The sequence below is a fragment of the Westiellopsis prolifica IICB1 genome, from assembly GCF_004323185.1.
In the GTDB taxonomy this organism is placed as follows: Bacteria; Cyanobacteriota; Cyanobacteriia; order Cyanobacteriales; family Nostocaceae; genus Pelatocladus; species Pelatocladus prolificus_A.
In genome coordinates this window covers 1-12,796 of record NZ_NAPS01000010.1, presented here as the reverse complement: position 1 = coordinate 12,796, position 12,796 = coordinate 1, and the positions used below count along the sequence as shown (strand labels likewise).

Genomic DNA, 12,796 nt, shown 5'->3' with positions numbered 1-12,796 from the left:
GTCCTGCCGAACTATTTATTATGCGGAAACTTTCTATATAACATTCATATTCGGATATTATACGGAATATTTCCGCATAACTACCTTAAGTAAACTGATTATATAGAATTTTTCCATATCACATCCTCAATTAGAATCCTAATGCCTCAGTTTCTCTATACGGAAAATATTTTCCGTATGGGATAAAGTTGTCTTGCTAAAGTAAAAACCAAGCTTAACTAGATTTAGCTTTGGCGTAGACTATAACAAAATGCAAGCATTGCAATCGTAGTATAGATGAAGCAAGTTGTTCTTTGGATTGGAGCCAATGCCGGAGGAGTTTCCAAAACTACGCTTGCCATTCACATTGGTTATGAAATGGCAAAGCGCGGCTTCGATGTAGCGCTTCTCGACCTTGATACTAACGTTTCCATGAGCCAGTTCTGTGGATTGGATAAAGACCCGCCCCCAGAGCAAACGATCGCTGCCGTATTTGACGAAAATTTTGACGGCAACTGGCCTCTGCTGACACCAGAATGGGGGAAGCCTCTGGGGCAATTTCAAGTATGCTTGGGTGGGCCAGTAATGATTCAAGTAGGTTTGGAATTGGCAATCCGTAATCGTCGGGAGTACATTTTGGCAGATAGATTTGAAGATTTTCCTCTGCCGCACCAACTGGTAATTTTGGACTGTCCTGCAACACTTGGCCATCTCAACGACGTAGCGCTGGCAATAGCTACCCATATGTTAATTCCTGTCGAACTCAGTCCCAAGTCCCTGACAGGAGCAAATGCTTTGCTGTCTTGGCATAGGGGTGCTTGCAAAAACTTGCGCCTCAATCCCCCGCCCCAAATTTTGGGATTTGTACCAACCAAATATGACAGTAGCGAAGCAGCGCAACGGGATTTATTGAACCAGTTGCCACAAATGCTCGCTCCTTTGAAGATTAAATGCTATCCGCACGTCCGCTATTCTTGCGAATTCAGTAATGCTTCTGGAAGAGGCATTCCTCTACACTTGCATCGTCCTACTCATAGAGCTATTAAAGACTTACATCCTATTTGCCAGGAACTGTCAGCTATTTTGACGGAGAGTAAAGATGCCAAGAAAGGCGCAAAATAAAAACTATGATTATTTTTCGGCTAATGTACACGCAGCCGAAGTTGAGTCACAATTAGTAGAATCACAACAGCGCATTGCCGAACTAGAATCTCTAAACGCTCAATTGCAAGCACTGGTAGCCAGCAACAACGCCAAGAGCGATACTGCTCAATTGACTGTGCCACTTGATAAAATTATCTGCAATAGAGAACAAGTACGCCGCTACTTTGACCCTGCTAAACTCGCTACCCTGACCGCTTCCATCAAAGACTTGGGAGTGCAAACACCGTTATGGGTGCGTCCCTATAGCGATGACAAGTATTTATTAATTGCAGGTGAACGTCGCTACCGCGCTGCACAAGATGCGGGTTTGGCTGAAGTTCCTATTATAATCATCGAAGTTGATGAAGCCTCGGCTTTTAAACTTTCCTTACTGGAAAATTTGCAGCGCGAAGATTTGAATCCAGTAGAAGAAACCGAAGGGATATTACACTTACTGTCTTGCCAACTAGACTGCACTACTAAAGAAGTGGTTGCTTTGCTGAACCGCAAAGCGCATCTAGATAAGAAAAAAGTTGAATCGTTAGATGAAGATACGGAAAACGTTTTCCGTAAGCAGTGGGAAATTGTTGAAAATGTGTTTACAACCGTGGGCAGGTTGTCACCAGAAAGTTTCCGTGTCAGTCGGCTACCACTACTAAATATGCCAGCAGATGTTTTAGAGGTATTGCGCTCTGGGCAAATGGAATACACCAAAGCCAGGGCGATCGCCCTGGTAAAAGATAAGGAAATCAGAATTGAACTTTTGCAGACAGCAATTGACTATAACTTGTCACTGAGCGAAATTAAACAGAAAGTCAAAGAAATTGAGCAACAGTCCTCTTCACAGTTATCTGAGCCAACATCATTAAAAGAACGTGTAGATGATACTTGGCGACGTTTTAAAAAAGCTAAAGTGTGGGACAATCCCAAGAAAAAAGCGCGAATAGAAAAGGTACTAGCTCAATTGGAAGCTTTAATAAAAGATGATTGACTATGGAGTATTTAGTAGGAACTTAATCGTGAATCGATATAGCTTGAGGGCATTTTCTCTCATTCCAGACGTGGATCTGATTGCGGCGGATGCCAACCTGCTGCTACCCAAAAACGACGAGCCACTTGAATTGAAGGCTCATCCCGACGTTCATCATTAAAATCAAAACGATCGCTAGTAGCTCTCCCTGTAGGAGTTGTACCTAAAATTTTTATGCCGTCTTTTGTCCAGATAAAATGGTCAGACCATTGTTGCTGACGGGGATGAAATAGAGGGACTTGTTCTTGGGTTTTGGGATCAGTCGCCGTTATAAAATTATAGTGACGTTCATTACAGCGATGACAAGCTAAAGCCAAATTATCCAGTTCATTTGAACCTCCCAAAGACTGCGGCATAATAGGGTAGCCACCGAGAGGTAGAGTCGAGGGGAATGTTGCCATTCCACCCCTCTCTTCCGGAACCGTGCTTGCGATTGTTCACCGCACACGGCTACCCTAATATGGTCAATGGTGAAACGGTCTGGACTTAAGTATTCTGGAGAATGACAGTATTCGCAAAGATATTGAGCTCGTTGTCTTACAAGTTTTCGAGTTGGTTCGGACACCATTTGCTTTTCGCTGCTAGTTGAGCGTTAATCAAAGTAAAGATTCGCTCTAATTCGGAAATACCTATATATTCGGCTTCTTCTTCAGGAGTGAGCGCCGAAGCTTTTTTCTTCTCTAACAGTTCTTCAAAGCGAGACTGTAGCTCATCGGTAAATTTAAACAGAGTCAGCTTTTGGATTTACATTTATTTTTTCTAACAGTGCAACCATATTCCTTAGCTTATAAAAACCTGTTTTTGCACGATGTTCCCTATATTTCACCCTACTGGTAAGCCATAATACAGAAAAAGTAGCTATTCAGGTAAGTTATGAGTCTGGAATTAGCAGTATTGGGAGCAATTACACCCTGGTTAGGGGAGTGGGTAACAGTAAAAATTGTGGAGACGGTGCTTAGTGGAGTTAACAGCAAACTACAAGCATCAGATTTGGATAAAGCTTTAAAGGTTTGTGTATCAACAGCAGATAGACAGGTAAGACTTTTTTATAGTTGTGAACCAAAATTTATTCCTAAATTTTTAGATCACATTTTTAAAGACGCAGCTGAGGAGTTACAAAAGCCACTTAAAAACCAAGGTACTCCTCAAGTAGATTTTTTAGTTAAAACGTTTGAAGTTGCATTAGAAGATCATCCAAAAATAAAGAAAGATATTAATATATTTTTGATTACACCTTGGATGGAAATATTTGCTAGAGCTTACTTTGAAAAGACACATAACTATTTAAGATTTCAAATTGCTAAAGAAGATTATTGCAAGCAATTGGTAAACTATTTTGATGATGTTAAGTTTGCTGGTTTCGCTGTTGAAGGGCAAGAAATAGATAAATCTGCACATCTAGCACAAATTTTCGTTAAGCCTGATGTAGTAGAAGATTATGATCCTATGGAATCATTATCCTTTGATAGCATAACCACTAATTCACCAAACAGTATTAATCTGGCAAGTCATATTTCACAAGATACAAAATGTAATATTAATAGATGTTCAGCAGAAAAATTGTTAACAATCAGCACATCTAATAGATTTGTGCTATTAGGACAACCAGGTTCGGGGAAAACAAGTTTGATGAGTTATTTTGCTGTCATGCTGGCAGAAAAACAAGCTCAATGTTTAGGATTAGCAGGAAACATAGACTTACTCCCTATTCTCATTAAGATTCGTGATTTAGCTAGATATCAAAGTATTAGTATTTTAGAATATGTACAACAATTTGCTCAAACTAATTTATGTGTTAAACAGTTACCATCTGGATTTTTTGAGTATTGGCTAGAAGATGGGCAAGCATTAATTTTACTTGATGGTTTAGATGAAGTTGTAGAGCTAACAAGGCGAAATGAAATTGTCACAAAAATAGATTGTTTTTTAAAACAATTTTATAAAAATAAGACGATTATTACCTCTCGTACAGCAGGATATCGACGCGACTTTTTCCGTACAGAAGAGTTTCCTCACTATACACTTCAGCTATTTGATAATGCCAAAATTGATTTATTTGTTCAGCAGTGGTATGCAAGTCGCTTCAAAGATCCAGCCGAAGCACAACGACGCAGTGAAAGCTTGAAAAAAGCTTTGCTAGAACAAGAGCGAATCAAAATATTAGCGCAAAACCCACTACTTCTAACTATTATCGCCTTGATTCATCGCTACCAGGCGCATCTGCCAAAACAACGATATAAACTTTATGATAGAGCGGTTAAAACTTTATTAACTGCTTGGGATGCTGGTAAAGAAATTGATTATAAATTCCCACTAGAATATCTTAATATTGATGACATTGAACGTTTAATGCAACAGTTGGCTTACTGGATTCATACCCAAGGAAGTACAAATAATCAAAATGGTGGTACTTTAATTGATAAAGATGAATTAATTACGCAATTAAGTAAATTCATTGCTGAACAAAAAAATCTTGAGCGACATCAAGCAAAAGCTGAAGCTAAACGCTTTTTAGATTATATTAGAGAGCGCAGTGGTCTATTAAATGAACAAGGGCAAGACTGTTACGCTTTTGTGCATAAGACATTTCAAGAGTACCTAGCGGCAGAAGATATTAGGTATCGACAGGAAGATGATGGTTTTGAAGTTGTTGTAGACCATATACAAAAATATCTGCATGATGCTCACTGGCGAGAAGTATTGCTGTTGTTGATTGCCCAGCAAAAGCCTAAAAAAGCTACGAGAGTGCTTGAGGAAATTTTGCAGCGAAATACCCCTTATGAGCAATGGTTACATCGTAACCTTTTATTTGCAGGAAGTTGTTTGGCAGAAGATATTGAAGTTTCAGATAAAAATTTGGTTACAGATATTTTGCATCAATTAGTGGCATTAGAGGTTAAAGTTTCTAGTTGGTTTAATAACCAAATCAGTAGGCAAGTTTTTAACATTCTTAGTAGTCTGTACGAAACTAAGTTTGAAACACAAATATTACAACTGTTAAAAAAATCAGCAGATGTGATAAATCAAATGCGATTGCAACCATATCGTGTAGCCCTGGGTGAAAAAGAAGAAGGAATCAAATTATTGGTGTTATCATTCCAAGATATGCCTTTTGGGATGATTAGGTTTGCCATCGTTTTACTTAAGAAGTTAGAAAATGTATGTGAAATGATGAGCAATGAATTATTATTTTTACTTCAGCATGAGAATGCTAATGTAAGGTCTAAAGCCGTTTGGGGATTGTCATGTTTGGATAATAATTCTGAGACGGTACTACAGAAAATTCTACTTTTACTAGAAGATGAAGATTTATGGGTGCGTTATTATGCAGCTAAGCGGTTAAGGATTTTTCAGAATACCTCTGAAAAAGCTCTTCAAGAACTTTTATTTTTACTTGAGAATGAAGATTCTGAAATACGTTCTTTTGCTGCTTTATCACTAGGATATTTCAGCAATAAATCTGAAAAAGCTCTTCAAGAACTTTTATCTCTATTACAAGACGAGAATTCTGATGTACGTTTCAGGACTGCTTCTGCACTATGTAACAGTAAACCCTCCAAAATAGTGTATTCAGCTCTACTGCCTCTGCTTGATGATGAAGATTCTCATGTGCGTTTTAGGGCTGCCAGTACACTGATTGAGTTAGGTTATGTTTCTGAGCAAGTGCTTCAGGAACTTATAGAGCTATTACAAAATGAGAATGAAGTTGTACGTGCCTGGAGTACAATGAAACTAGGTAATTTTGGTGATGCTTCTGATAAGGTGGTTCAAGGAATTCTACCTTTACTACAGGACAAAAATTCTTGGGTATTTAATGAAGCTGCTTTGGCGCTAGTAAAATTGGGCAAACCTTCTGCTGAAATTGTATCTATTGTTGTCGAGTGGATTTCACAGCAAGAGGATTTAGAAGACGTAGAGATTGGAATTTGCACCCTCTGGAAGTTGGTGGTAGGGGAGTAGTTTAGATGGGGTGAATGTAAAAGCTAATAGGTATTGAGTCAAGTACTGCTTTCTCTCCTACTTCAATGTCGTAATTGGCTTATTAACCGACATAAAAACTAAGCGACGAAATTTGATTCTCGCTAAAGAGCTTGATTTATTCAGATTTGAGAGGTGCGACCACGCACCTCGGCTCAATACCAGCTTGAGATGTTCGCATACTTGCATTCAGCAACGCCAGATAATACTTTAGATAACTGGCAAGGTAAAAATTTGTGTCATTTTTAAACCCAGTATCGCTGGGTTTAAAAATGACACACACTCATGAAGATTGCCTTACATTTTTAGAAAAAATTCGTTGGGGTGGAACGCCAAAATGTCCCTACTGTGATTCGAGTAATTCTACGGTAATTAAGCAAGAACGCAGGTATCATTGTAATAACTGTTTTAATTCATATAGTGTTACAGTTGGAACTTTATTTCATAAGTCTCATATTGATTTATCAAAGTGGTTTTTAGCAATTGAGCTTGTCGTCAATTCATCAACAACAATCACAGTTCGTAAACTCGCATCTCAAGTAGGAGTCAATAAAAATACAGCTTGCTATCTAATTGCTCGCATTCGTACTGCCATGACTGAAGAGCGAGAACTAATCAGGAATATCATGAAGCATAAAGATAATTAATATTTAGTTAAAAATATTAATTGTCCCCGTAAAGCTGGACATTTATAGTAGGGTTGCTGTTTCTAAAAATGACTAAAATACCTATTTTATGGTATAAAAAATATATGCGCTAAAACATAATCTTTATGGAAGCGGAAGTAATTGGTGCTTTAATTACTGGTTCTACAGGCATTGTGGGATCTGTAGCAGCTGCTGTGGTAGCTAAAAATAGTCATACCAAAGCTGAGGATTCAGAAAGAAAGCTTAAAGAAAACGTCAAAGAACAGGAAAAAATATTTATAGAAATAAGTGCAGCGATCAAAGAGTTTGCAAAAACAATTGAAGATCCTCTCTTAAAAAGAAAAATTGACAAAAGCATTACCTACTTAGATGAGCAAATTGAAAAAATTAGAGATATATTTAAGGACTTAGACGTATGGAAAGAAGCTGGAATATGGTTAGAAAATAATCGTCATCGTTTTATAGAAAAAGCTGTTAAGGACGTTTTAGCAAATTGTCGTGAGTTGCGTAATCCTGGTAGAGATTTAGATTCAGAAGAGAAGCAAGAAATATTTAAAAAAAGTCTCGAAAAATACCTACAATGGATAATTTTGAGCCTTACAAGAGGAATTGATATCCCACTAGAAATATCTAAATTTCCACATATATCAGATATTAATGCTTACAAGGAGGCTTTTACATCCATTAAATTGCAAATAGAGCAAATTATTATGAAATCTAGTCGGAATCAGCATATCTTATCTTTTTTAAAAACAAAAAGACATAATGAAAAAAGCAAAATATCCAAGGAAGCAGCAGAAGTTTTGTTGAATTTTGTTGAATGCTTACTTAAAAAATATAGTTGAGGTTTTTAGTTGCAATCAATTCTCTGTAAATCTTGTAATTCAATTTATATAATTGCTAACATATTACTAACTAGAAGTTAGTTGACTTTCAATTTCAGTTAACAGGCTCTGTAAGCGATGTATTGATTCAAGCATCTCATGCTTATCATGAAGATATAGTGGAGTTACTTTATATTCTTCTCCATAAAGTTCTCTATAGCTTTGCTCACGTATAGTATTAATTATTGTACGAGATTGAAATATTTCATTTTTAGCTTGATTCAGTCGCGCATTAATGTTATATGCAAGGTTTTGATCTAATTCATGACCTAATTGATTGGTAATACTTGATAAGGATAGTTCTATTGCGTTTAAAATCCTATCTAGACGTAACAGGGGAGCTTCTATAACCATTTTTTTCTCCAAATGAGAAAGGAATTACGAATATCTCTCAAGGCAAAATTACTATGAATATATGTTATAGATTTTGTACTAAAACTTCGCTTCCAATAACTAAGACAAAGTTTAAAATATATTACACATAAAAATGTGTTGCTGTTGTTTTCCTCAAGTTTTAATTAACGCTGCAAAGTCAAGAGATCGCTATAACCAGAGATTTTATAAATCACCCCAATCAAAATTAAGAAAACGTCGAGCATTCAGCTTGGTATATTTTTCAGTGTGTTTGATATCGCGGTGTCCCAAAAAGTCCTGAATCTCTCTAGTACTGTAGCCCTGATTCACCAGATAATAACCGCAAGCATGGCGCATCATGTGGCAGTGAACTTTAATATCAAGCCTCGCCTGTGCTGCCAATCGCTGAATCAGCTTCCGCACCGCATCAGTGGACATCACTTCACCACGTTCAGAAACAAAAATATATTTGCTATCAGGGAATTGTTCTCTTAGTTCTTTGAGCAAGGTTAACTCATCATTTCTCAAGGGATGCACCCCAGAGTCACTACCCTTCTCCCTGGTGATGAAAATCTGACATTCCCCCCACATCACCGCGTCCCAGCGCAACCCACATTTTGAACCCACAGCCTCCCCCACCCTTAGCCCGTGTCTGAACATCATCAACATCAGCGTGTAGTCACGGTGAGCATAACGGGCTTTACGATTTAGTGCAGCATCGAGTAGCGATCGCACCTCAGATGGTGTAAGGTACTCTCTAGACCTGTAATGCTTGTTGGGTTTACGTCCTGGCGGCTGGGTCGTCATTACTCTTTGCTGTACTGTCCGCTTTACACGGTATATAATGGACAGTTATCATTCTCCCAAAAGCCGATGATTTCGTGAAGTAGCACTCCGTTTTTGGGTCAGTTAAGTCAAACTTATGTTTCAATCGCCCAATCATCCTAGCTTTGACTCGATTGATAAGTTTTGCTTAATGACTAGCCATATGTACCACGTCTACACCCACGTCTATACAGTTTTGGCAGGGTCAACTATCAGCTTTTGTTTGTACTGATATCTATACCAGCGTCTGTACAAATTTTCTTTTCCCTATTTAAGTCAGATATGGTAGTGACAGCAAGTGCTGCTCGAACGGTACACAGAATGGAGTTTTCCAATACTGATGTATATTATGCAGCTGTTGGGGTGGAATGTAAGTCAGCAACCTTATGTGGGAGATCCAGAAAATAAAATGTCCCGCTTTGGATGTGACATAAAAAACAAGCCCAGCCTTCTGGGTTAGTTCGATATGACAACAGTACCAATCGCTGGATTTATAAAGGTGCTCGCAGTTTTCCAGTCGAGTGAAAGCCCTATCAAATATATTTTGCAAGAGTCCAAGGATTGATGAGCGTTCCCACCTGGGTGGGAACGCGAGGGCGGGACATTTTATTATTTGGAAGTGCCTTTGCTCGTCGAGGTGATTGTATTTAAAACTACACTGATTTCTACACGCAGTATATATGAGAAGCAGAACATATCGAGCGCTCGAATCCAAGCGCTTGGTTAATTATCAACTATGTCTATACCCTATCTACACTACTGGATATCATTTCAACAAAAGAGCCAAAATTTTTAGAATTTTCAGCTGATGGTATCAACGTCAGTTTTTTGATTCACATTTGTTCTTTCTAAGGGTACAAGATTAATAAATAAAAATCGTGCAAGTTAAGAATAGAGCAAGAAAGATAGATTAAGGTGTTGTTCTTAATTGCATCGGCTCTAGCTTGAAATCTGATATTTAATACAGGAAAGATTATCATGACACAGCAAAATGCTGCCCAATTTTTGAAGGCTGTGAAGGAAAATCAAGCATTAAAAGAAAGACTAAATGCAACAGAGAACCCAGAAGCCTTTATTAAGATCGCTAAAGAGAGTGGCTATGATTTCTCAGAGGAAGAACTAGAAAGAGAAATTAGTCAATTATCAGATGAAGATTTGGCAGCCATTGTCAATCCTGGCTGGGGAACTAGACGACACATTCATCCTAGATAAGTGTAAACAAAAATCTGTGGAGAATTTCACTATAGGTTTCTTGGCAACTTTTGGTGATGATGTCCGGTTATGCGCTTTAGACCAAGGCACATAACTTTTATCTTTCCACTAGTTGAGTTTCTCAGGGTAATTATTGAGAAATATTAAAATATATCTCTTTAGTAATCTTTGTACCACAGACGAAATGCCTAATATTGCGTAAAATGCGTACTAAATTTTCTCTCATGAGTAAAGCAGCCCCTAGATGAAAATTAACTTGTTAACTTGAGTTATCAGCCAAAAATAGTTCAGAGCACAGTTTATAACAATAAATATTTTTACTAAAAACCCGGAAAATTTTTACAACCATAATTATCAATGCAATGTTATGTTTGAGTTAATGAGAAATATTTTCGGCTATGTGATAAGCCTGTGTCGCGTTCCCGGAGCTAAATCTTTTCACACTACTTAATTCGGGAAATTTTTATGTCACTTTATGTCACTAACTTATCTGGAGAAGTGAAAGAGAAAGAACTCCAGCAAATATTTTCCAAATATGGTTCTGTAAAAACTGTTCAATTATCCATCAATCAGGAAACTGGTAAGCCAAGAGGGTTTGCACTCTTAGAAATGGAAACATTCGCTCAAGAAGCATCTGCGATTAAGGCACTGTTGGGTAGTAGATGGATAGTTCGTATCCTGAAAGTTAATACACCTGTTACTAGATCACAAGCAAGTTCTGCCTCTTGTGATTTGTAATGCCTGCTTAGAGATGCCTCTATGACACTATTTACTAATCACACCAAAGAAAAAATAGACTTGTAGGGGTAGGCAATTAATTTTCGGATATCAGGAATTTTATGATTAAAAATGCTCCTGTTTTTTACGCCCAACTCCCATTCCTAATAGGTTGGATATCAATGATCAAGGAGACAAAAAATGCAAGTTCTATCAAATAAATCGAGAGAGTTACTGACTCATACCATAACTGATGACAGCCAAGAAAATACAACTACATATACCTGGAACTCTATGTGGAGTTACCATAGTTGCCCTTGCTGTTCATACGGTTTACTCCGTCATATCAGTAATGGTGGTATTTACTGGCGTTGTAGCCATTGTTATCAAAAAATGCCAGTCTGGGACATATCTAAGTGCATAACTAACTCCCATAGCTCCGTGCCTCTGCAAAAATCTCAAAGCAAACATCCACATAAAATTAGCAACTTAGCCAGAAAATAATGCTCGACTTTAACACTTTTACTGAATTCTCCAGCACTTACTGCATTGGCATTTGTGCCGTTTTAATTCCAGGGAACCTGCTTGCTACCTCATCAACAATAATTTTGACTCTGTTGGAGCGTCCGGCTATTCATATCTGGCAAACTGCTCTCATTGCTAGTTTATTTGCTCTATTAATGATACTGCACGTATTTGCTTGGTTCATGATAGGAGTAGTTATGGCTCCCACATACATTTTATTGGGACTAGGAAGCATCTGTCTGTTCGTCAATTTTGGAGCAGTTCTCTCCAAGAAATACCTTGCAAAGACATATAGCTAAAATACCTTTGTGTTTATCAGTTAAAGCTGTAAGGATTATTCGGGCATAGCCACTAACAATGAAAACCTGAAACTTGCTATCACACCTCAGAAGCGCTTTTTATTTAGTTAGATCCCATCAAATAAATGTTGCCGTCATCATCAAGCCCAGCTAGCTCTGCCAGTACTAGTTCTGCAAAAAGCTCACGAATCATCGCAGCATCCGCATCTTTAATAACTCCATTTTTATTGACAGTGTTAACACTCATTGGCTTGTCTTTGCTTGCTTCTTTCCTGAACAGATAATCAAACAGCTTTTGAGCGTTTTCGCTTATCTGTGGTTTATCAGGCTGGGCTGTTGCGTCAATCTCAAATTCAAGCGCCTTACGGTTTTCAGCTTGCTTTAGCTGCTGCTGGATTGCTTCGATTTCCGCATCTACGTCTTCTGCACTGACAGGAATATAGAGAGTTTCGCGGAATCTATCAATTACATCCGCCATCTCAATAGCTTTCATCGCCTCGTAGGCTTCACCACCTAGTTTTAAATCAATTGTTTGTTCCTGTGTTAAGGATTGCAACTGGGCAGTCTTGTTAATTGCCTCCACAGTCTCGTTGTATTCGCTGATTGAAGCCATTTCTCTGGCTGCGTACCCAGCTAAAGGGAAAGCAGCACAGGCTATTGTTATCCCCAAAATTTTTGTAAGAGCCTCGTTAAAGTAAATTTTTGTTGGTTCTACCCTTGGTTGCTCTGGATTTTCTATTGTGTAAGCCCTGTTCTGACAAGTGGTAATACCAAAATAATCTTCACAAATTCGATACTCACGCCAATCCTTTAAATAACCTGGTATTGCTAGCCCCAGACTCACTAAACCCACAGTAAAACTGCCAAGGGCTAATTCTTTATAGCTAATTTTTAACGTAGTTTCAGCCACAGCACATACCCTCCCCCAACAATGATTAATGCGATCGCTCCAACAACAACGGCTGACACGGTATCTCTGTAGAGCCAAACCAAATTCCAAAAGCCAAACAGTGAGCAGAAGACAGCAGCAATACGCAATAAACTAGCTGTTTTATTGTGAGGAATATTACTAACGAAATAAGTGATGGTCAGTATAAAAGCGATTGGATAAATCAAAAGCAACTTGGGGGCTATTTGGACTACAAAAGCAACTGCAACACCCGCACTCATCCACGAGAGAAATTCAGCCCAGTTACTTAGATG

The 12,796-nt window shown here is 38.2% G+C and carries 13 protein-coding genes; 8 read left to right on the top strand and 5 right to left on the bottom strand.

Annotated elements, in window-relative coordinates:
* Positions 1-276: 276 nt before the first annotated feature.
* On the top strand, positions 277-1,101 hold the full coding sequence (locus tag B4U84_RS29480; RefSeq protein WP_131121580.1) for a ParA family protein: 825 nt from the start codon (positions 277-279) through the stop codon (positions 1,099-1,101).
* On the top strand, positions 1,079-2,113 hold the full coding sequence (locus B4U84_RS29475) for a ParB/RepB/Spo0J family partition protein (protein ID WP_131121579.1): 1,035 nt from the start codon (positions 1,079-1,081) through the stop codon (positions 2,111-2,113). Before B4U84_RS29480 ends, B4U84_RS29475 begins: the two co-directional genes overlap by 23 nt.
* Before the next feature lie 59 nt (positions 2,114-2,172).
* Here B4U84_RS29475 and B4U84_RS31355 read toward each other — a convergent pair whose 3' ends face one another.
* A complete protein-coding gene (locus B4U84_RS31355; RefSeq protein WP_510650824.1) occupies positions 2,173-2,553 on the bottom strand; it encodes an HNH endonuclease in 381 nt (126 codons plus the stop codon).
* A gap of 472 nt (positions 2,554-3,025) precedes the next feature.
* Between B4U84_RS31355 and B4U84_RS29460 the strand changes: the two genes are divergently transcribed.
* The 3 genes from B4U84_RS29460 to B4U84_RS29450 all read left to right on the top strand — a co-directional run bounded on the left by B4U84_RS29460 (position 3,026) and on the right by B4U84_RS29450 (position 7,622).
* Positions 3,026-6,112 carry an NACHT domain-containing protein gene (locus tag B4U84_RS29460; protein WP_510650823.1) on the top strand — a complete coding sequence of 1,029 codons (3,087 nt, stop codon included), beginning with the start codon at positions 3,026-3,028 and terminating at the stop codon, positions 6,110-6,112.
* A gap of 290 nt (positions 6,113-6,402) precedes the next feature.
* Positions 6,403-6,777: a transposase gene (locus B4U84_RS29455; protein WP_131121578.1), complete on the top strand. Its 375-nt coding sequence runs from the start codon at positions 6,403-6,405 to the stop codon at positions 6,775-6,777.
* Between the two features lie 125 nt (positions 6,778-6,902).
* Entirely contained in the window at positions 6,903-7,622 is a 720-nt protein-coding gene (locus tag B4U84_RS29450; protein WP_131121577.1) for a bilin-binding protein, read from the top strand.
* A 66-nt stretch (positions 7,623-7,688) separates the two neighbouring features.
* Here B4U84_RS29450 and B4U84_RS29445 read toward each other — a convergent pair whose 3' ends face one another.
* Both B4U84_RS29445 and B4U84_RS29440 read right to left on the bottom strand, forming a co-directional pair.
* Positions 7,689-8,015, bottom strand: a complete 327-nt coding sequence (locus tag B4U84_RS29445; protein ID WP_131121576.1) for a hypothetical protein — start codon at positions 8,013-8,015, stop codon at positions 7,689-7,691.
* A gap of 204 nt (positions 8,016-8,219) precedes the next feature.
* A complete protein-coding gene (locus tag B4U84_RS29440) occupies positions 8,220-8,822 on the bottom strand; it encodes a tyrosine-type recombinase/integrase (protein ID WP_131121575.1) in 603 nt (200 codons plus the stop codon).
* Positions 8,823-9,818: 996 nt separating this feature from the next.
* Between B4U84_RS29440 and B4U84_RS29435 the strand changes: the two genes are divergently transcribed.
* The 3 genes from B4U84_RS29435 (at position 9,819) to B4U84_RS29420 (ending at position 11,593) form a co-directional block, all read left to right on the top strand.
* Positions 9,819-10,052, top strand: coding sequence for a Nif11-like leader peptide family natural product precursor (locus B4U84_RS29435; protein ID WP_016863965.1), 234 nt, complete (start codon positions 9,819-9,821; stop codon positions 10,050-10,052).
* Positions 10,053-10,517: 465 nt separating this feature from the next.
* The gene (locus tag B4U84_RS29430; RefSeq protein ID WP_016863966.1) at positions 10,518-10,790 is read left to right on the top strand and encodes an RNA recognition motif domain-containing protein; all 273 of its coding nucleotides are present in this window, start codon (positions 10,518-10,520) and stop codon (positions 10,788-10,790) included.
* A 482-nt stretch (positions 10,791-11,272) separates the two neighbouring features.
* Complete coding sequence (locus tag B4U84_RS29420) at positions 11,273-11,593, top strand: hypothetical protein (protein WP_016863967.1); 321 nt, start codon at positions 11,273-11,275, stop codon at positions 11,591-11,593.
* Positions 11,594-11,696: 103 nt separating this feature from the next.
* On the opposite strand, the gene B4U84_RS29415 is transcribed toward B4U84_RS29420, so the two are convergent.
* Both B4U84_RS29415 and B4U84_RS29410 read right to left on the bottom strand, forming a co-directional pair.
* On the bottom strand, positions 11,697-12,503 hold the full coding sequence (locus B4U84_RS29415) for a hypothetical protein (RefSeq protein ID WP_131121574.1): 807 nt from the start codon (positions 12,501-12,503) through the stop codon (positions 11,697-11,699).
* Positions 12,485-12,796: hypothetical protein (locus B4U84_RS29410; RefSeq protein ID WP_131121573.1), on the bottom strand; the 312-nt coding region annotated here is incomplete at its 5' end. The genes B4U84_RS29410 and B4U84_RS29415, both read right to left, overlap by 19 nt.

Excerpts from the sequence above, each read along its gene's own strand:
- B4U84_RS29480 (WP_131121580.1), top strand. The coding sequence starts at position 277 with ATGAAGCAAGTTGTTCTTTGGATTGGAGCCAATGCCGGAGGAGTTTCC.
- B4U84_RS29475 (WP_131121579.1), top strand. The coding sequence starts at position 1,079 with ATGCCAAGAAAGGCGCAAAATAAAAACTATGATTATTTTTCGGCTAAT.
- B4U84_RS31355 (WP_510650824.1), bottom strand. The coding sequence starts at position 2,553 with ATGGCAACATTCCCCTCGACTCTACCTCTCGGTGGCTACCCTATTATG.
- B4U84_RS29460 (WP_510650823.1), top strand. The coding sequence starts at position 3,026 with ATGAGTCTGGAATTAGCAGTATTGGGAGCAATTACACCCTGGTTAGGG.
- B4U84_RS29455 (WP_131121578.1), top strand. The coding sequence starts at position 6,403 with ATGACACACACTCATGAAGATTGCCTTACATTTTTAGAAAAAATTCGT.
- B4U84_RS29450 (WP_131121577.1), top strand. The coding sequence starts at position 6,903 with ATGGAAGCGGAAGTAATTGGTGCTTTAATTACTGGTTCTACAGGCATT.
- B4U84_RS29445 (WP_131121576.1), bottom strand. The coding sequence starts at position 8,015 with ATGGTTATAGAAGCTCCCCTGTTACGTCTAGATAGGATTTTAAACGCA.
- B4U84_RS29440 (WP_131121575.1), bottom strand. The coding sequence starts at position 8,822 with ATGACGACCCAGCCGCCAGGACGTAAACCCAACAAGCATTACAGGTCT.
- B4U84_RS29435 (WP_016863965.1), top strand. The coding sequence starts at position 9,819 with ATGACACAGCAAAATGCTGCCCAATTTTTGAAGGCTGTGAAGGAAAAT.
- B4U84_RS29430 (WP_016863966.1), top strand. The coding sequence starts at position 10,518 with ATGTCACTTTATGTCACTAACTTATCTGGAGAAGTGAAAGAGAAAGAA.
- B4U84_RS29420 (WP_016863967.1), top strand. The coding sequence starts at position 11,273 with ATGCTCGACTTTAACACTTTTACTGAATTCTCCAGCACTTACTGCATT.